The sequence below is a fragment of the Lysinibacillus sp. G4S2 genome (genome assembly GCF_030348505.1).
In the GTDB taxonomy this organism is placed as follows: domain Bacteria; phylum Bacillota; class Bacilli; order Bacillales_A; family Planococcaceae; genus Lysinibacillus.
In genome coordinates, this window is sequence record NZ_JAUCFJ010000002.1 from 3,045,688 (window position 1) to 3,064,586 (window position 18,899).

Below are 18,899 nucleotides of genomic sequence, written 5' to 3' on the forward strand. Positions count from 1 at the left end.
TTAATTGATCAAATAAAAATCTCATACTTAGTTAGAAAGATTAACTCCATTTTGATTAATCTTTTTTCGAAATGGAGTGTTTTTGCGTTTGCTGATAAATAAAGGTTGAAGGAAAAAATTTTTTAATCAATCTTTATTCTAAAGCTACACGTATATGATTAGCCAACAACTTTTCCACCTGTGATTTAAGAGCTTGATTTGCATAACGGAGTACTACATCATTACCTGCAGTGGCAACTTGCACGTCACTAAAGTATTCATCTACTGGTTGCCACCCTACTACTCGTATACGTTTTTGTGCAAGTTCTCGTTTGAGATTAAAATATTCTTGTCTTAGATCCTTTAGCAATGAATCCATCATTGGAAGAAATACCATTTTCATTTTAAACTGCTCTAATTTACAATAGTCAACCTGCAATGATTTAACTGCTAGCTCTAACAAAAGATACTTATGAAGTAACTGTCTTTCGTCGGCTTTAATCATAATAATCAGCATCCAGTTGGGCTGATTGAATACTTTGGATTGGAATACTTTTCGTTTTAAGTAGTGTTTCAAGTATGAGTTCATTAGTATTCATCGATTTAATTATTCCAGTCCATTGTGTGATTTTGTAGTCCTTCCACACTTCTAATTTTATGTCCAATTGCTGATTAAAAGCTTGATCAATTGTTTTTTGTAGTTCTTCCAGTTCCCACTCAGTCAACTCTCTTCGCTGTTCTGTATGCTCTTGTTTGAACTCTCTAAGAAGCTCTAAATGCTCCGGCAACATCATCGATGCCCATTTAATATTACCCCTGTCTTGTATCATTAATAAATCACTCCTATGCCAAATGACCACCAACTAAGTGATCTCGATTAATAGCTGTACCAGCTTCTGTGAAAGAAACTGCTCTTAATATTGAGGTAGCTCCAAACCTGTTACGTATTGCATCCATTGTAGGACCGATTATTTGACGCTGTGGCTTACGATCATCGAATAAATCTAATTGGATACTATGCTCTCTTTCCAGGTTGGATATTCGGACAGATAACTGCCGAGCTGGTTCACCTGCAAAATGTTTATCCAGTAATTCAATACAAGTTTTATACATTACCAGTGTTTCGCTTGTTGGTACTGCAATCGTTTTAGAACGATGGAATCCTTTGGTCATAGCGTTTCGACTATAAGAAAGACCAATACTAATTGTACGGCCAACATAACCTGCATCCCGCGTTCGCTTCATTACGTCCTCACACATTTCAAGGAGCACTACAGAGATTTCTTTTCGTGTGTGGTAATCCCTCATCAGCATTTGGCCCTTCCCAAAACTTAAAGCTCCATTTGTTATTAACGGCTCCCCTAATGTGGATAAATCGATTCCCCATGCATGGTAATAAAGTTGATTGCCCATTACACCAAAGCGCTTTTCTAATTCTTTTAGATCTGTATTAGCCAAACCACCGACTGTTTGTATCCCCATAGCATTTAGATTTGCTTCCATTCGTTTTCCTATGCCCCACATTTCAGAAAGGGGGCGAACTGGCCATAATTTTTTTGGAATATCTTCATACGTCCATTTAGCAAAGCCTGTTTTCTTTGCTTCAAGGTCTAAAGCTAATTTGGCTATTAACATATTTGGTCCCATGCCTACTGCACTAGGTATATTAAATTGGTCAAGAATAGCCCTTTGTATTTCCTTAGCCGCTTCTTCAGGTGAACCCCAAAGCTTTTCAGTACCGGATAGATCAACAAAACTTTCATCGACACTATAAATATGTATGCACTCTGGCGGCACATACTTTGAAATAAGACGAGTGATAGCCATCGACATTTCAATGAAGAAACTCATCTTCGGTTCAAAAAGTTTTATGTCTGGATGCTTGGGTATTTCAAAACGGCGATTTCCTGTTTTTATCTTGAATCGCTCCTTCATAGGTGGCGATGCAGCTAAGACAACGCTACCAGGTTGAGTGAAATTAGCTACGATTGCGATTGGGGTTGTCATGACGTCTAAACCTTCAAGCATTGCCATGCAACTAGCGTAAAAACTTTTCATATCAATACATATAATGGAACGTTCAGGGAGGTTTTCATACATTAAATGATCCCTCGCTCTTTATAAACAACTGAAACAATAACAAGAACATTATCGAGAATAAAAGTACGCTTTGCCTGTTTCTGGATACACCTTTTCGTGATGACTTCAGACTTTGAAATGTACACCATATTTACTAACTGATTGTGTTGCATCGCTTTTATTAACTTATCTTTCATTGTTTCCACTCTCCCTCCGCAAAGAAAAAGAACGTTAGTTCGTATATATTATACGCACAAACGTTCTTTTTTAGAAGTGGTAATTTTTAGATCAGTCTTTTTGATTGATCGAGAACTGATTTAAAGCCCTGTAATTCCCCAATATATCGGAAGTTTTTAATGACACTACAGTTCTAATTCTTTCTAATACAAATGGTATTGTAAATTTATCTGGGCTTAAGGAGTTATTCATTTCTTCCCAATACAACGGTGTGGCAATTAGTCCTTTATCATTACCCTGGGGCGAATACGGAGCTATGATTGTTTTCCCTTCACGGTTTTGTACATAATCTAGATATAATTTATTGTTCCTATTCTTTTTCAATCGTTCTGTTGTGAAGACTCCTGTTTCTTCATATGAAAATGTAACCGTCGGTAACGGGATGTAAATTTGCATTCCCTTCCCACCTAAAGTCTTTACAAAAGATTTCAACTTAATTTGATCAAAGAAGCTTTCAATTTTAGAGCAGCACTAACAGCTAAATGAAATTCAGCAACGGAAGGTGGATCTAAATCAAAAACAATCTCAGTTGGTTTCTCCGTATGAATCGATTGAAATGGAGTATGGAATTCTAGTGCAAGCTGATTACTTAACCAAAACAAAATTTCGATATTATGCACAAAATAAAATTAGTGTCTTCTACATATTTGGTTGTAACATACTCTATTATTTCACTGTCAAATAAATTTTGTCATACATTGCACGTAGCTTTTGCTTTTGAATTTTCCCTGTAGAGGTCATCGGGAACTCATCTACTAAAATAATTTCCTTTGGAACTTTAAAACCAGCTAAATTCGCCTTACAGTAAGCGTGAATCATTTCCTTCGTTACGCCATCTTTCACCTTCACAAAGGATGTGACTGCTTCAATCCATACAGGATGCGGAAGACCAACAACAACCGCATTTTCTACATGCTCACAATTCAACAGCACTTGCTCGATTTGAATAGAAGCTACGTTTTCTCCACCTGTTTTAATCATATCCTTCTTACGATCAACGAAAACAATAAGTCCATCATCATCCATATAACCTAAATCTCCTGTATGATGCCAGCCGAATTTTTGTACTTCCGCTGTGGCCTGTGGATTATTCAAATAACAGCTCATGACATTTGGACCCCGATGAACAATTTCACCTACCATATGCTTTCCTAGTATACGGCCCTCTTCATCCATAATCGCAGCATCATTAATGAGACTTGGCTCACCCCAGTAATTCCCTACCTTTGTGAGCTGATATTGTGGCTTAAACACAACCGTTGCGGGGTACATTTCTGTTTGTCCAGTACCTAGGAAAAATTCAGCATTCAATTGTTCAATTCCCATACGCAAAGTCGTTTGATCCATCGGAGCCATCGCATATAAGCATTTATTTAAGGAAGATAAATCATATTTTGAACGATTTGGATCGAAAATAAGCGCACGGTACATAATTGGTAATGCAAAAATAAACGTAATCTTCTCAGATTGAATCGTTTCAAAAAAGACGATTGGGTCAAACTTTTGCGAAACGACAATTTTACCACCTACTAGTAAAAACGTTTGTAAAAATGCATGTTGTGCACAGTGAAAATAAGGCATAACCGCTATTATTCCATCATTAGCTTCTACCTTCATTTCTAATGCATTTGCCATACTAGACATATGCACAGCTATATGAGAAATACAAACACCTTTGGGATTACCTGTTGTACCACTTGTAAACATAATTTGAGCAATGTCACGATCTTCAATATGAACATCAGGCTCATCCACAGAGGCAGAGCTATAGGCCTTTGTAAAACAAGATGCCCCATCTGAGTCTGGTGTCACAAGTTGTTCATAAGGACTCATAATGGATACATGCATCTTTAGTAACATAGCATCACCAATTACAAGACGTACATTGGCTTCTTGTAAAATATAATCGACTTCAGATGTTGTTAAGCTTGGGTTTATGGGAACCCATACCAAGCCGGCTTTTTGAATGCCATACATTGCAATTATATGCTCATATGAATTTAAGCACAGCGTTGCAACTTTATCTCCTTTTTCCAAGCCAAGATTTTCTGATAAATAATTTGCGACTTGATTTGTGTGCGTATACACATCTTTATAAGTGTAGCGTTTGTCACCGTCAATAACCGCCTCTTTGTTTCCAAACTTACTCGCTGTTCGTCGTATTACATCACCAATTGCTACTCGATTGATAATCGAAATTTGTTCTTTCACCCTATCGCCTCCTTATGATCCTCTAAATTGCGGCTCCCTTTTTTCTGCAAATGCCGCAACACCTTCTTTTGCATCCGAACTTTCAAAAACCTCTTTAGCATACGAAATTTCTTTATGGAAGGCCTCTTCTATGGGTAAATTTAGTAATCCAATTACTGCTTTTTTTGTGTTTTGAATTGCTAGTGGACCATTCTGACAAATAATATCAGCATATCTTTCTACTTCATTCATTAACTCTTCTTTAGGGACTACTTTATTGATAAGACCAATTTTTTCAGCTTTCTCTGCTGTAAGTTGTTCCCCAGTCAACAATATTTCCATAGCTTGGCAATATGGTATTTGTCTAGCTAAACGAACAAGGGATCCCGCTGCAGCCATAATCGACCATTTTGGCTCTGGTAACCCAAATATTGCATCTTCACTTGCAATACGAATATCTGTAGCCTGTAAAATTTCAGTCCCCCCAGCTAAACAATAACCGTTTACGGCTGCAATGATTGGTTTCCAGATTGGCACGTTTTTTAGAACAGCATCGTTTAACAACCCGAAATCTAGTTGCCCATCAGATATAAGCGGAATAGTCTTTTTTAAATCCGCCCCAGAGCAAAAAGCCTTGTCCCCTGCACCTGTTAAAATTATGACTCTTATATTATCGTCTGCTTGAGCCTCTTTGAAGTATTCTGCAAGTAATTGAAAACCCTCTGGTGTCATTGAATTCATCGCTTCAGGTCGGTTAAACGTAATATATGCTTTAACACCTTTTTTCTCAAATAAGACAGGTTTCATCAATACTCTTCCCCCACTTCATTCAGTGATTTTTTTCGGCGATCCCAAGTATTTATACTTACGTCACTATTTTCTTTTTTCAAAATCGACTTTTGAATCTTTTGTGTTTCGGTTTTAGGTAAACTATCTCGAAATTCGATGTACCGCGGGATTTTATATTTAGCCATCGTAGTCTCACACCACTGGATGATTTTTTCCGGTTTTATTTGTACTCCCGGATTAGTGACGATAAAAACTTTAATTTCTTCACCACGATCGTCATCAGGAATAGGAATTGCGGCTACTTCCCAAATATCAGGATGCGATAATAATACCTGTTCTATTTCAGCCGAAGATATGTTTTCCCCATTACGTCGGATGATATCTTTTTTTCTGTCTAGAAAATACAAATATCCATCCGAATCCATATATCCTATATCACCTGAATACATCCAACCATTTCGATAAGCCTTTTGAGTTTCTTCTGTATTATTCCAGTACCCAAGTGTCAGTGATGGACCCGTGAAAATGATTTCTCCTGACTTAAGTGGCAATTGAGGGGTACCTAATTCATCCACAATCATGACCTTGTGGTTTTCAAACGTTTTTCCACAGGATCCAATTTTGCGATTTCCAACTCGGTTAATTGTTCCAGCGCCTTCTGTCATGCCGAACAACTCAATCATTTCCAAACCCCATCTAGTTTCATATTCTTCTATCTTTTTAGGGTTCGCCTGTGCTCCTACCGCTAAACGTAGTGTGTTATGCTTTTCCTCTTCAGAGACTGTCAATTTTGATAATAATGGTAAAATAGATCCTAAATAAAAGAAAACGGTTGCTTTAAATTTATCTATCTCTTGCCAAAATAAGTTCGGTTGAAATTTATCTAAAAGAACAATACTCGAACCTGAAACGAGGGATGCAGTTACAGTAAGTATTTGAGCGTTCATGTGAAAGAGAGGTAAGTAGGTTAACAGGCGATCAGTTTCTTTAAACTTCACTGCCTCAACTGCGGATTTTGCCAAATGAAAGTAGTATCTATGTGGGCACATAACCCCTTTCGGATTACCTGTAGTGCCTGATGTATATAAAATTGAGGACAAATCATTTTCGTCAGGTATTTCACAATCCAAATAACTCGTTTTCTCTAATAAACTCTCCATAGAAATCCAGCCATTTTGAGATGCACCTGTAGTAATAGTAAATATTATCGACTGACATTCTGATACCGCTGGATTTAATACTTCTTTTATAGCATCACCCTCACCAATTAATCCTACAACTTCACTATCATTCAAGATAAAAGAAACTTCCTTTTTTTGTAATGAAGTATTGATAGGGACCATAATTGCGCCTATTCGATTTAAGGCAAACCAAGTATATAAAAACTCCGGTTTATTTCGAAGATACAAAGCCACCCTATCTCCTTTAGTAATACCTATAGAATAAAGTGAATACGTTAAAGCGTTCACACGTTCATACAAATCTTTATAGGTCAAAGTCTCGCTACTCGTAAATAAATACTCTTTATTTGGTGTATGACTAGCATGATAATCTAATAATTGATTTATTTGATGCAATTTTTCAACCTCCTTTTTCTTTCTCCTTTACAAATAGAGCCATTGAATATCCTTACGAAATGTAAATATTCCCTTTGCTAAAAATTAAATCTCCATATACTCATTTGGAATAACTATAAAAATTCAACTAAATTGTTCTCTCAATATAAACTTTTGAATTTTCCCTGAAGGAGTTCTAGGAAGTTCATCTACAAAAATAATTTGCTTTGGTTTTTTGTAACCTGCGATTTTTCCATCTATAAATGCTAAAATTTCTTTTTCAGATATTACCTCACCTTGTTTTAAAACAATTATTGCGCATACTACCTCGATATATTTTGGATCTGGAATACCAATTACAGCTACATCATGTATAGCCGTATGCCGAATTAGTACGTCTTCAACCTCTACCGCATAAATATTTTCACCACCGCTACGAATCATATCTTTTTTCCGGCCAGATATAGTTAAGTATCCATCTTTATCCAAATACCCTAAGTCTCCAGTATGACACCACCCATTCACAAATGTACTCGCTGTCTCTTCTGGTTTCCTCCAGTATCCCATTGATACTGACGGACTCTTAATGCAAACTTCTCCTACATTTCCATAGCTCAAAACATTTCCTTGATCATCCACAATTTTAATTTCTGTAAACGGCATTGGCTTCCCTACTGAATGTCCTTTCAATTTCACATCTTGTGGATCTAACGAAGCTGCTACAGGGGTCCCCTCTGTAAGCCCATAAACTTGCACAAAATCAATATGTGGAAATAAGTAATGTAATTGTTCAATTGCCCAAGGTACAACGGGGTCTCCCCCTGAAAAGATCCGCTTCAAGCTTGTAAAATCATAAATAGAAAGATCACTTACATTTAGCATGTTATATACCATAAAGGGAAAAAGTAAAATATCTGTCACTTTTTCTTGTTCGACAGTAGACAATACTCTCTCAATATCAAATCCCCCACTCCTTGTTAGTATCACTGTTCCGCCCATCATTAAAACGGATAACGAAATATCTTCCATCGCTCCAACATGATAAAGAGGTCCCGTTGACATTGCGATAGATTGTTCATTAATTCCCCATTTGAGTATTTGCATATTTGCAAACCATAACGTATTCTCATGTGACCAAAGCGCACCTTTAGGTCGACCTGTAGTACCTGATGTATACATCAACATGACTGGATCAGATTTATCAATGTCTATTCCTTTAACTTCGGATGGACTACCTTTTTCTAATACATCCCAACTATTTGTCCAGTTTGCGGAAGTAATATTCTCATTTTCAAGGCATACATACTCTCTTACTTTAATTGAACTTTTAATAGGTTCTATTTTGCCTTGAAGACTTGAATGAAGACAAAGGATCTTAGTTCCAGAATCATTCAAAATATATTTAAACTCTTCACTAGATAATCTAAAATTTATTCTAACTGCGATTGCACCTAGCTTGGCGATTGCAAAATAAAGAGCAAAATACTCGAGGCAGTTATATAAAAGGATCCCTACTCTATCACCTTTTACAATGCCCATTTGTTGTAGTGAATGAGCATATTGATTCGAAATTCGATTTAGATCACCATATGTCCAAGTTTCATTGGACTCTAATTTTAATGCAATTTTTTCAGGAGATATTGTTTGAATCCTACTTTCAACTCTGTTAACTAAATAGCCAACATTCATTTTGAAATCCCTCCTATTCAATTAGCCTTCCATAGCATCTAGCAATTCTTTATCTAACTCCAAATTTGACTTTTGAGTCATTAGAGAGACGGTGATAAATACAATAATAGAAACGGAAAATGCAACTGCACCAATGATTACCCCAGGTGGGAGTAAGATAATCCCATATTTCGCGCAAATCTCTAGTACAAAATTTAATACCAATCCAACGCTTATACTTGAGACAGCTCCATATTTCGTTGCCTTTTTCCAAATTAGCCCCAATACTACAGCTGGGAAAATAGCAGATGCGAAAGTTCCCCAACCAAATACCCCTAATAACGCTACCAATGTATCCATATAAAAAGAGAATAAAGTTGAAATAACAAGTAAACCAACCACCGCTATTCTGTTCCATAACAATTCATTTTTCACTTTAATATTAAATGCTTTTGGTATATCTCTTGTTAAACCCGAAGCACCTAAAGTTACAAAACTTGAACCGGTAGACATGATGGCTGCCAGTAATCCTGCAATTACTAAACCACCTGCAACCGGAGAAGTAAAATGCGTAATAAATACTGTTAATGCCTCATCTGGTGAGGTTAATTCCGGGAAATCGCCTTTAACATAAAGAGAACGAGCAGATAGCCCAATTCCTATAACTAATAGAGTACTCAGTGTATAGGCAAACCCCGCTGTGAATGCTCCCCATTTTAATTGCTTCTGATCTCTTACCATTAAAAACTTTGTTATAAAATGGGGTTGACCAGCGGCCCCTAAACTAAATAAAAAAATCCAGCAAGCAATAGAAACCATTGAAAACGTTCCAAATGGAGAAGCCAATAATGGATCAAAGCTTTTTAGATTCTCAGTAATACTCTGAACACCGCCACCTACATTTAGTGCCATGAAGAAAATAAAGACGGAAACAACAACCATAATGACCCCTTGAAATAGATCCGTATATACACCTGCTAAAATGCCTCCACCTACGCAGTAGAATCCTAAAATGGCAAGTCCAATCAAAGCTCCAACCATTGGAGTTACACCAAATATCGTATGCATAATAATGCCCATCGCCTGAACTTGTGTTCCAAGATAGCCAATTACTCCAAGAGTAACTGCTAATCCAATCCATCCCCTTACGGCTTTACTGTTATATCTTCTTTCCACTACATCACCAAGTGTATATATTTCTCCTAGTTCCCCAACTTTCCACATTCTTTTTCCAACTAAAAACCAAGTTAATGCAAAGCCTAAAGGAGCTGCAATTCCGACCCCAGCTAGAAACCCCATTCCTCCGGAGAATGTTAACCCTGTCCCACCTAACATTCCAAAACCACTTTGAATAGAAGAAAATGCAGCAATAGCCATGACGAACATTCCAAGGTTTTTACCTGCAATTAAAAAATCACTAGTTGTTTTGGTCTTCCCAGTAGCCCAAACCCCAATCAAAACACAAATTAGTAAATAAATAACTGCAATAATAATAATTGTACTATTCACTTACCCACCCCTTATTGTCAGATTCGCCAACCCAATGTAATATTAATTGTTTAACGTTTCCTCTTTTGAGAAGGTCCATGCATATAATAAACAAATTAAATTTGCTAACGGCCAAATACCAAGTATATATAAAGCCATACTCGGAGTTAGTCCAAATATATATTTACTTCCTCCTGTAGGTGTGTCGATTGTTATAATATCCAACCATGCATACAAAATGATATATACAATTACAACTGACACTGGAATCCACATTTTCCAAGGATTTTGTTTTACATTTTTCAAAATCCCAAATAAAATAGCAATGCCAATTACGATTAAATAGGGGTAAAGAATGAATCGCCATGAACCTGTTATCGTCCCAATAAAAGTTATAATGACAAGGCTTAGAAGTGTGTAGATGAGCTTATCGATAAAAGACATATTTCGAACCCTCCTCATAATTTTACAAATCAAAAATTATCCATCTAAATGTTTTTCAACAAAGTTTGTGGTCCGATAAATACTTTTTTAACATGAATGACATAACTCATTTCTAATTACTTCACCGATTTTTCCATATGCAAGATATTTAACAAAATGATAGTTTGTTACTGATTCGATATTCTATGCGTTTGTAAATATTCTTCTTTTAGTTTTGATTTTTGGATTTTTCCAGCTGGTGTCATCGGTACTTAGAACCTCCTCAAATAAGATTCCATTATTCGAAAGTTACTTATTATCCGCCTATAAAGTCAATAATAAATAAGGGCTCTTTTAACTATATTTCAGCCCTTATATTCCACGCCTCACAATTACCGTTAATATCCATATAATCAAGATTTATATTTTTAAAATCCTTCGTTCCTTTTTCCAATTCATCTAGCTATATTCTTCTTATCTGAAATACTCTTTTTACTTTCCATAGCTTGCTTCAAGACCACTTCGAGCATCTATTTGAATTCCATATTGGGGAACAGGATTGTTGACTTAACCTTGCTAACTCTTCCAATCCTTTTACCAAACCCTCGACTACATCTCCCCATTTAACACCAATATTTTCCCCCTAACTATCTCTCTTTATTTACCAATACCTTTATTACCCCAGTCGTCACAGGCTCACCTGTTTGTTTAACAATTTTTTGATTACATGTTACAACACCTGTACCATTTCCTTTGTCTAGTAAATCAGTTACTTCTAGTTCTACATGAATCGTATCATCTATGAATGTTGGATGAATAAAACGAAGATTTTCTATCCCATAAAAAGCGACTATGATATCCGGATCCATTACTTGAAGCCCAGTTGCAACTGACAAAATAAGCATTCCATGCGCAATCCTTTGTTTAAAAGGAGTGTTCTTTTCCGCATATTCCTTATCAGTATGAAGCGGGTACCAATCTCCGCTAAATGCAGAAAACATTACGATATCCGATTCCGTTATAGTACGACCTCTAGAGCACCATGTTTCATTAACTTCAAAGTGTTCAAATTTTTTATTAAACATTTTATCAGCTCCCTTTATTTCCGAATTTTCAGTTTTCTAAATTCGTAAATTTGTTTTCAATACTTTTCCAGTTGCATTTCTAGGTAATTCCTCAACCAATTCAATTTGCTTTGGAATTTTAAAATGGGCCAACTTTCCTTCGCAAAATTTGCGTACATCTAGTAAACTCATTTGCTCATTCGTGTTTTTCAAAGCAATAACTGCTTTCACAGACTCACCCCATATTTCATCTGGATATCCTACAATAGCTACCTCTTTTATATTTGGATGACGGAATAATACTTGCTCAACCTCAATAGGATAGACATTTTCTCCTCCAGTAATTATCATATCTTTCATACGATCTACGATATAGATAAAGCCCTCTTCATCCTGTTTAGCAAGATCCCCAGTATAAAACCACCCCTTTCTAATTGCATCTCTTGTTGCTTTCGGCTTATTCCAATATTCAATAAAGATATTAGGTCCTCTCACAATTAACTCTCCGACTTGCCCAACTGGTACTTCTTTATCAAATATATCTACAATTTTAATATCCGTATGCATCGGAGTTTTTCCTACTGAACCATTTTTCCTCATACTATTATCACTATCAAGTACGCAGACCATAGGGGCCGTTTCTGTTAACCCGAATCCTTCAAAGAATGGGATGCCTCGCTTCTGGAAAAATTCAATAATTGTAAGTGGACAAGGAGCCCCACCCGAAATATTAAATTTTAAAGAGCTTAAATTATATTGATCTAGTTTCGTGTATTGTGTAATGGCAAGCCACATTGCAGGGACTAGAAACAACGATGTTATTTTTTCTTTTTCAATGATCTCTAACGTAGATTGCGGATCAAATTTATCCTGCAACACTACCGTCCCACCTTTATACAATGTAGGTGTAATAAATATATTCATCCCGCCGATGTGAAACATTGGTGCTACTCCTAAAGTAATCATATCTTCGGCAATCGGTAAGCTAATGAGACAATTTATAGCATTCCATTGTGTATTACCATGTGTTAAAACTGCTCCTTTTGGTCTTCCAGTCGTTCCTGATGTATACATCATCATGTGTGCATCTTTTAGACCTATTACATACTCTATCTCATCGTTATTTGCTTGAATGAGAAGTTTTTCAAAATCTAAGTCCTTTTCAGTTTGACTTTCTCCAACGCGAATAAAAAAATGTATTTGCGATGTCCTTGATTTCAGCCCATCCACAATAGTTTCAAGTCGATCATCATAAATGAAAATAATCCCACCTGAATCATGAACAACATATTCGACTTCATCAACACTCAATCGGTAATTAATCGGTACAAAAATCGCACCTATTTTCGCACAAGCAAACAACGCTTCCATTAATTCATTTCTGTTAAAGAGCAATGCATTAACCCGATCACCCTTTCTTACGCCGAGATTCATCAGGGAATTTGCCAATCTATTCACTCTGTCATTCAATTCTCGATAAGTAAATCGTTTGTCATTGTAGATGATTGCAGTTTTTTCTGCTTTGCACTCACTATGCTTAACAAGCCAAGAACCGATGCCATTTATCATAAAATATATAATTCCCCTTTCTACTATTCCATCAGATTTATCCCTATAAATAACGCTTCAAATTGTTTAGGTAGTTCTTGTTTTTGACTTTCCCCTTTTGTTGCCATTCATTGAACAAACACAAGCAATTAAATACTTAGTGAAACAGTTGATAGCACGATGATCTACAGGAAAATCTTCCAGCACGTTCATGTACTATACTTTTTTAATTCGACGTAATTTGAAGTTTTTTTGTTAATATTTCATTCATGATTTGTGTTGTTCCTCCACCGATAGATTGAATGCGTGCATCACGCCAATAGCGTTGAATAGGATAATCCATCATATAACCATTTCCGCCGTGAATTTGAAGGGCTTGGTCACATACTCTACTTACCATTTCTGCCGAATATGCTTTTGCCATTGTTGCTTCTGTTGTTACATCGTTGCCTTTGTCATATTGATAAATCGCTCGATACGTAATATGTCTTGCTTTTTCAATTTCAACGGCCATATCTACCATCTTATGTCGAAGTACTTGGAATTGAGTTAGTGGTCCGCCGAATTGTAATCGTTCTTTACTATATCGAATAGCCTCTTCTAGTGCCTTTTCGGCTAGTGTAATACTAGAAAGAGCCATCGTTAATCTTTCCCATTGGAAATTAATCATTACATATTTAAATCCTTCATTCACAGTACCAATCAAATTCTCTTTAGGTACTTTTATATTTTCAAAAAACAATTCACCCGTATCAGATCCATGCCAGCCCAATTTTTCAAGTTTCTTTCCTACAGAGAAACCTTCCCAATCTGTTTCTACTATTAAAAGGCTCATACTACGATGCCCTGGACCATCAGCAGTTTTTGCAGCTACAATTACAAAGTCAGCGTTAACCCCATTTGTAATAAAAGTTTTAGAACCATTTAAGAGATAATGATCACCTTTATCTACCGCTCTTGTAGTTATTGAAGACACATCACTTCCAGTATTCGGCTCAGTTATACCTAATGCGGCAATTTTTTTTCCTTCAATTCCTGGTTTCAAGTATTTTATCTTCTGCTCATCATTACCAAAACGCCAAAGAGGAGTTAATGCAATTCCGATATGAGCAACAATTGAAGCACCTATCCCACTCGATCCGCACTTTGTTAGCTCTTCATTAAAAATAGCATCCATTATAAGATCAGACCCTGCACCTCCGTACTCTACAGGAAACTTAGTTCCCAAGTACCCTAATTGCCCCAGTCTTTCAAATATACTTCTCGGAACTTCTCCCGCTGTTTCCCATTCGCCAACAAATGGAACAATTTCCCTTTCTACGAATTTCCTTACCGAATTACGAAACATGTTATGTTCTTCATTAAACATCCAGTGGGTCATATTATCACTCCCTTTTTTCTAACTTACAGGCCTATTTGTTTCGATATGATTTCTTTCATAATCTCATCTGCTCCAGCACCAATACGATGAAGTCTAGTGTCACGCCAAATGCGTTGAATAGGGTATTCTGACATATAACCATTTCCACCAAATATTTGGAGCGCTCTATCTGCTACCCAATGAGCCATTTGCGCGGCTGCAAGTTTTGACATTGAAATTTCTTTACTCGGTACTTCACCATTTGCAAAACGATATGCCGTCGCATATGTTAATTCCTTGCATATTTCTATGTCCGTTTTCATTTCTACGAGTAGATGGGCAATCACTTGAAAATTAGCGATTGGTTGATTAAACTGACGTCTCGTTTTTGCATATTGATATGCAAGATTATAAGCATATTCCGCCATACCGATTGATCCTGCAGCAGAAATCATTCGTTCCCCTTGTAACTCCCACATAATATAAGAGAAGCCCTTACCTTCTTCTCCAAGTAAATTAGCATCAGGTACTCTAACATTGTCAAAAATCAGTTCGGCAGTATCTGATGAGCGCATGCCCACTTTGTCAAGCCTTTTACTAACAGAAACACCAGGACTGTCAAGATCCACTAAAAATAAACTGATTCCTTTATAACCCGGTTCATCTGACGTTCTTGTAACGAGTGTAATAAAATCAGCACGTGTACCATTCGTTATAAACATTTTAGAGCCATTTATTATCCATTCGTTGCCTTCCTTTCGTGCCCTTGTCTCTATGGAAGCAACGTCTGAACCATGATTTGGCTCAGTTATCCCAATTGCAGCAAGCTTATCACCTTTTATCGCAGGTTTTAGAAATCGTTCTTTTTGATCGGCACTTCCAAATTGATCAATTGGAGGAGTCGCCATGTCAGTTTGCACTGAGATTGCCATTGGGAAACCCCCACAGCCGCATTTTGAAAGTTCTTCTGCAAATACAATACTAGTAAAATAATCTCCGCCTTGTCCTCCAACTTCCTCAGAATAACGTAGTCCAAGAAAACCGAGATCACCCATTCGTTTTAATATTTCTATCGGAAATTCACCCGCAGATTCCCATTCTTCAACAAATGGTTTAACCTCTTTATCTACGAATTTACGGATAGTTTTACGAAGCTGTTCATGTTCTTCGGTAAAGTAAGGTTCGTATGCCATACCCAGACCTCCTATTCTCAAACAATTTTTATCAGCATCTAATTTAATATTTTGATTGCCAGCCCAAGCTAGTTAGTAAAAACAATCTCCACTCTTATCATTCCTGCTGTTTGTCGATTCCTCAGTGAAGCAAGAAAACAAACGACTTCAGCTACACAACCTTCCCCTAAGTTCAATTCAAAGTTATGTCATGTGGATAAAGAACTTTTTTAACTAATTTCCAAGGAGAATTACAACCTCTTGCTCTTGCACGAAGTCACCTTCGGCCACTTTGATTTTTTTGACGACTCCAGTTTCTGTTGCTTCAATTGGAATTTCCATTTTCATTGACTCTAAAATAATTAGTACGTCCCCTATTGATACTGTATTGCCTTCGCAAACCTCTATTTTCCAGACACTTCCGCTCATCGGTGATACTATTTCCATTAGTTTCTCCTCCCTATTTTCCAATCCATTCGGGTTTTCTTATTTCTAAAAATGCGAATACATCTTCTTTTAAATCTTTACTTTAGAAAGATACAATCCTCAATGTCGATAAATTAATCGAAAGACTTCATAAAATCCATTTGCTCTGTATTAAAAGAAGCCTTAAGCCTGTCTTGAACAAAATAGTGTAATTTCTGTTGCCACAAATGCCCTTACCTCTTGACGCAACGCATCTTGTTCAGCTGTAAAATATCCCATTGTTATCCCCCTCGTATTTCCATACGCATTAAATTACTTGCAAAACACTTCCCTAAATTATCAACACGAAGCGATGCTGATCCTCCTCCATCGAGCGCTTCACTCAATACAAAATTTAACGCATAAATTGTTGGTACTTCATAACGCTTAACCTCGCCAAATACAAGGTCTTTAAAATGAGCTGCTACTCGCTCCGGTGTTACTTGGTCAAGAAGTATGTGGTAATCCTTTGCATCCTTCGCAAATACAGCAATGTTGACCTTATTTCCTTTATCACCACAGCGGGCATTTGCGATTGTTCTTAATTGTATCGTCATGAAACCACCTCCAACTCCACTTGCACATGCTGTTCTACTAGTTGACGATTCACTAACGTTGACCACATGCCTAGCAATTGTCTCGGTGGAATCGTAAAGAAGCCCGCTAATGACGGTGGTCCATTTAATGCTAACGGTGGCAAATACCTTTGAATCGCTTGCGCTAATGGTCTTGATTTTGCCTTTACGACAATACGCAAATAAATTTCATTTATATCCTCTGACGGGGGCGTCGCTAATGGTCCGTGCAATGAATTATAGCCAACATAATCAAATTGCAGCTTTTCAAACGGATTGCCTTGCATTTCAATTTTTTGCATAACGATTTCTTGCGCCTTTTGAGCTTTTTTATAGGCATCTGGCCAGCTATAGCCCATTAAAGATTGACCTAAAAAACCATCCTCATAGCCCATCACCACCTTTAAAGTTGATGGTGCAGGCTTTCCTTTAATACCTGTAACACGTACTGTATTGGGCGCGACTTCTGTTAACGTAACCTCTGATAAATCAACAACAACATCCGGTGTTATATAAGCTGACGGATCATGAATTTCATACAATAGCTGCTCACGAACAGTATCAAATGACACGAGTCCACCTGCTTCTTCTATCTTCGTAATCATAAATTCGCCAGATTCCTCGACTTCTGCAATTGGGTAGCCGATAGATTCCATGCCAGGAACCCCTTCCCAATCACCACTGTAATTTCCTCCCGTCGATTGCGCCGAGCATTCAAGTAGATGCCCCATCATAATGCCAGCCGCTAGCTTATCCCATTCATCCTTAGTCCAACCGAATTCATAAATAAGCGGTGCTAAAAACTGAGCAGGGTCAGTTGTGCGACCGGTAATAACAATTTGCGCCCCTTCCTGTAAGGCCTCTACAATTGGCCAAACACCTAAATAGGCATTTGCAAAGAGCCAGTTTTTATCTTCTAATACTAATGGTTCTTTTGTATCTGCATGGGATAAATCTATACCTTGCTCATACCAAGCCGGCAATGTCTCTAGTACATTATCCCCCGTCACCACAGCAATCTTTAAGCCGTCCATCCCAAGCTCCTTGGCAATCCGCATAACCTCATCTTTCGCAGCTATTGGATTAATGCCGCCAGCATTCGTTAGTAGCTTGATACCTTTTTCCTTCACAAACGGTAAAAGGCTTGTTATAGAATTCGTTAAATCTTTTGTATAACCATGTGATGGATTTTTAGCATGATCCTTCGCTAAAATGGCCATTGTCAGCTCGGCTAAACAATCGAAACATAAATATTGTACGTCACCATATTTTGCTGTTAAAACAGCAGGCTCGATCGTATCACCATAGAACCCTTGTGCTGCACCAATTCGAATTTTTCTCATTGCTTCACCCTCTTTTATTCGATTCTAAGTAAGATGTCATCTTCTTGTACGAAGTCTTCTAGCTTTATCCGAATCTCCTTTTCTCAGATTCAATCGGAATTCCTACAGCAACTGCTAACTTCCAAACAACTTCACTAACAGAAATAAAATATTCATAGTTAACTACTCCTGTTATTTTCCTGTCCAATTTGGTTGTCGTTTCTGCAAAAATGCTTGTGCACCTTCCTTTAAATCTGCACTTTTAAAGCTCACTAGACGCATAGTCGCTAAATAGGTCATCGCATCACCTACATCCATTTGTGCTGTTTTTTCAAATGCAGTTAGTGCCATTTTTACAGCAAGTGGACTATAACTAGCTAACTTTTTCGCCCAATTTAGAGCTCGTTGTTGTAGCTCTTCTGCTGGAACGACTTCGTGCAGTAACCCGTAACGAAGTGCCTCCTCGGCAGATAATACACGTGCACTTAGCATTAACTCCATCATTTGACGTTCACCAACAGCTCGGCGTACTAGCGGTAAAATTACATATGGCACAAGTCCTAGCTTAAGCTCTGTTAGACCGAGCTTAGCGTGTTCACTACCAATAGCGATATGACAAAGCGCTGCAATACCCGTTCCACCACCAAGTGCTGCTCCATTAATGGCTCCAATGATCGGTTTCTTCATCACATCTCGTAGTTGAAAGAGCCGTGTGCTTTGTAGGCCATCCTCATACAACGTTGGCACATCCATTTCTAAAAAAGACTGAAACTCTGCTAAATCGCCACCTGCACAAAAGCTCTTGCCAGCGCCAGTAATAATAATCGCCGCAATATGTGAAAGTTCATTTGCTGTCTCAAATGCATGTACAAGCTCTTCTGTTAATTGCGTAGATAGCGCATTATGTGACGTTGGATCATTAAGTGTAATCGTTACAATCGCGCCATCTTCCTGCCAGACTATTTTTTCATATATCATGACTTC

18 protein-coding genes and 1 pseudogene are annotated in these 18,899 nt (G+C 37.4%); all 19 read right to left on the reverse strand.

The annotated features are described in order from the left end of the window. Positions 1 to 133: 133 nt before the first annotated feature. The 19 genes and pseudogenes from QUF91_RS15740 to QUF91_RS15830 all read right to left on the reverse strand — a co-directional run bounded on the left by QUF91_RS15740 (position 134) and on the right by QUF91_RS15830 (position 18,893). On the reverse strand, positions 134 to 484 hold the full coding sequence (locus tag QUF91_RS15740) for a YhjD family protein (protein ID WP_289418449.1): 351 nt from the start codon (positions 482 to 484) through the stop codon (positions 134 to 136). Beyond that, positions 477 to 809, reverse strand: coding sequence for a YolD-like family protein (locus tag QUF91_RS15745; protein ID WP_285400152.1), 333 nt, complete (start codon positions 807 to 809; stop codon positions 477 to 479). Before QUF91_RS15745 ends, QUF91_RS15740 begins: the two co-directional genes overlap by 8 nt. A 13-nt stretch (positions 810 to 822) precedes the next feature. Beyond that, positions 823 to 2,079, reverse strand: a complete 1,257-nt coding sequence (locus QUF91_RS15750) for a Y-family DNA polymerase (protein ID WP_285400150.1) — start codon at positions 2,077 to 2,079, stop codon at positions 823 to 825. Beyond that, complete coding sequence (locus QUF91_RS15755; RefSeq protein WP_285400149.1) at positions 2,079 to 2,255, reverse strand: transcriptional regulator; 177 nt, start codon at positions 2,253 to 2,255, stop codon at positions 2,079 to 2,081. Before QUF91_RS15755 ends, QUF91_RS15750 begins: the two co-directional genes overlap by 1 nt. A gap of 91 nt (positions 2,256 to 2,346) precedes the next feature. Further along, positions 2,347 to 2,915 (reverse strand): annotated as a pseudogene (gene ligD, locus QUF91_RS28150) (non-homologous end-joining DNA ligase LigD). A 46-nt stretch (positions 2,916 to 2,961) separates the two neighbouring features. Then, positions 2,962 to 4,506, reverse strand: coding sequence for a class I adenylate-forming enzyme family protein (locus tag QUF91_RS15765; protein WP_289418452.1), 1,545 nt, complete (start codon positions 4,504 to 4,506; stop codon positions 2,962 to 2,964). 12 nt (positions 4,507 to 4,518) lie between these two features. Continuing rightward, a complete protein-coding gene (locus QUF91_RS15770; protein WP_289420084.1) occupies positions 4,519 to 5,292 on the reverse strand; it encodes an enoyl-CoA hydratase/isomerase family protein in 774 nt (257 codons plus the stop codon). Next, the gene (locus tag QUF91_RS15775) at positions 5,292 to 6,851 is read right to left on the reverse strand and encodes an AMP-binding protein (RefSeq protein ID WP_289418454.1); all 1,560 of its coding nucleotides are present in this window, start codon (positions 6,849 to 6,851) and stop codon (positions 5,292 to 5,294) included. The genes QUF91_RS15770 and QUF91_RS15775 overlap by 1 nt, the downstream gene beginning before the upstream one ends. Before the next feature lie 123 nt (positions 6,852 to 6,974). After that, positions 6,975 to 8,519, reverse strand: coding sequence for a class I adenylate-forming enzyme family protein (locus tag QUF91_RS15780; protein WP_289418456.1), 1,545 nt, complete (start codon positions 8,517 to 8,519; stop codon positions 6,975 to 6,977). Positions 8,520 to 8,540: 21 nt separating this feature from the next. Further along, positions 8,541 to 10,007: a sodium:solute symporter family transporter gene (locus tag QUF91_RS15785; RefSeq protein WP_289418458.1), complete on the reverse strand. Its 1,467-nt coding sequence runs from the start codon at positions 10,005 to 10,007 to the stop codon at positions 8,541 to 8,543. A gap of 42 nt (positions 10,008 to 10,049) precedes the next feature. After that, positions 10,050 to 10,430, reverse strand: a complete 381-nt coding sequence (locus QUF91_RS15790; RefSeq protein ID WP_285400137.1) for a hypothetical protein — start codon at positions 10,428 to 10,430, stop codon at positions 10,050 to 10,052. 626 nt (positions 10,431 to 11,056) lie between these two features. After that, complete coding sequence (locus tag QUF91_RS15795; protein WP_053483971.1) at positions 11,057 to 11,494, reverse strand: MaoC/PaaZ C-terminal domain-containing protein; 438 nt, start codon at positions 11,492 to 11,494, stop codon at positions 11,057 to 11,059. 36 nt (positions 11,495 to 11,530) lie between these two features. Continuing rightward, positions 11,531 to 13,042, reverse strand: coding sequence for an acyl-CoA synthetase (locus QUF91_RS15800; RefSeq protein WP_289418460.1), 1,512 nt, complete (start codon positions 13,040 to 13,042; stop codon positions 11,531 to 11,533). A 205-nt stretch (positions 13,043 to 13,247) separates the two neighbouring features. After that, complete coding sequence (locus QUF91_RS15805) at positions 13,248 to 14,402, reverse strand: acyl-CoA dehydrogenase family protein (RefSeq protein WP_289418461.1); 1,155 nt, start codon at positions 14,400 to 14,402, stop codon at positions 13,248 to 13,250. A gap of 23 nt (positions 14,403 to 14,425) precedes the next feature. Then, positions 14,426 to 15,574 carry an acyl-CoA dehydrogenase family protein gene (locus QUF91_RS15810; protein WP_289418463.1) on the reverse strand — a complete coding sequence of 383 codons (1,149 nt, stop codon included), beginning with the start codon at positions 15,572 to 15,574 and terminating at the stop codon, positions 14,426 to 14,428. A gap of 213 nt (positions 15,575 to 15,787) precedes the next feature. Further along, positions 15,788 to 16,000, reverse strand: coding sequence for an acyl-CoA carboxylase biotin carboxyl carrier protein subunit (locus QUF91_RS15815; RefSeq protein WP_285400132.1), 213 nt, complete (start codon positions 15,998 to 16,000; stop codon positions 15,788 to 15,790). A gap of 260 nt (positions 16,001 to 16,260) precedes the next feature. Then, a complete protein-coding gene (locus tag QUF91_RS15820; protein ID WP_285400130.1) occupies positions 16,261 to 16,575 on the reverse strand; it encodes an AtuA-related protein in 315 nt (104 codons plus the stop codon). Continuing rightward, a complete protein-coding gene (locus QUF91_RS15825; protein WP_289418464.1) occupies positions 16,572 to 17,936 on the reverse strand; it encodes an acyclic terpene utilization AtuA family protein in 1,365 nt (454 codons plus the stop codon). The genes QUF91_RS15820 and QUF91_RS15825 overlap by 4 nt, the downstream gene beginning before the upstream one ends. 171 nt (positions 17,937 to 18,107) lie before the next feature. Then, positions 18,108 to 18,893, reverse strand: coding sequence for an enoyl-CoA hydratase/isomerase family protein (locus QUF91_RS15830; RefSeq protein ID WP_285400127.1), 786 nt, complete (start codon positions 18,891 to 18,893; stop codon positions 18,108 to 18,110). Positions 18,894 to 18,899 lie beyond the last annotated feature (6 nt).

Excerpts from the sequence above, each read along its gene's own strand:
- QUF91_RS15740 (WP_289418449.1), bottom strand. The coding sequence starts at position 484 with ATGATTAAAGCCGACGAAAGACAGTTACTTCATAAGTATCTTTTGTTA.
- QUF91_RS15745 (WP_285400152.1), bottom strand. The coding sequence starts at position 809 with ATGATACAAGACAGGGGTAATATTAAATGGGCATCGATGATGTTGCCG.
- QUF91_RS15750 (WP_285400150.1), bottom strand. The coding sequence starts at position 2,079 with ATGTATGAAAACCTCCCTGAACGTTCCATTATATGTATTGATATGAAA.
- QUF91_RS15755 (WP_285400149.1), bottom strand. The coding sequence starts at position 2,255 with ATGAAAGATAAGTTAATAAAAGCGATGCAACACAATCAGTTAGTAAAT.
- QUF91_RS15770 (WP_289420084.1), bottom strand. The coding sequence starts at position 5,292 with ATGAAACCTGTCTTATTTGAGAAAAAAGGTGTTAAAGCATATATTACG.
- QUF91_RS15780 (WP_289418456.1), bottom strand. The coding sequence starts at position 8,519 with ATGAATGTTGGCTATTTAGTTAACAGAGTTGAAAGTAGGATTCAAACA.
- QUF91_RS15790 (WP_285400137.1), bottom strand. The coding sequence starts at position 10,430 with ATGTCTTTTATCGATAAGCTCATCTACACACTTCTAAGCCTTGTCATT.
- QUF91_RS15795 (WP_053483971.1), bottom strand. The coding sequence starts at position 11,494 with ATGTTTAATAAAAAATTTGAACACTTTGAAGTTAATGAAACATGGTGC.
- QUF91_RS15800 (WP_289418460.1), bottom strand. The coding sequence starts at position 13,042 with ATGATAAATGGCATCGGTTCTTGGCTTGTTAAGCATAGTGAGTGCAAA.
- QUF91_RS15805 (WP_289418461.1), bottom strand. The coding sequence starts at position 14,402 with ATGACCCACTGGATGTTTAATGAAGAACATAACATGTTTCGTAATTCG.
- QUF91_RS15810 (WP_289418463.1), bottom strand. The coding sequence starts at position 15,574 with ATGGCATACGAACCTTACTTTACCGAAGAACATGAACAGCTTCGTAAA.
- QUF91_RS15815 (WP_285400132.1), bottom strand. The coding sequence starts at position 16,000 with ATGGAAATAGTATCACCGATGAGCGGAAGTGTCTGGAAAATAGAGGTT.
- QUF91_RS15820 (WP_285400130.1), bottom strand. The coding sequence starts at position 16,575 with ATGACGATACAATTAAGAACAATCGCAAATGCCCGCTGTGGTGATAAA.
- QUF91_RS15825 (WP_289418464.1), bottom strand. The coding sequence starts at position 17,936 with ATGAGAAAAATTCGAATTGGTGCAGCACAAGGGTTCTATGGTGATACG.
- QUF91_RS15830 (WP_285400127.1), bottom strand. The coding sequence starts at position 18,893 with ATGATATATGAAAAAATAGTCTGGCAGGAAGATGGCGCGATTGTAACG.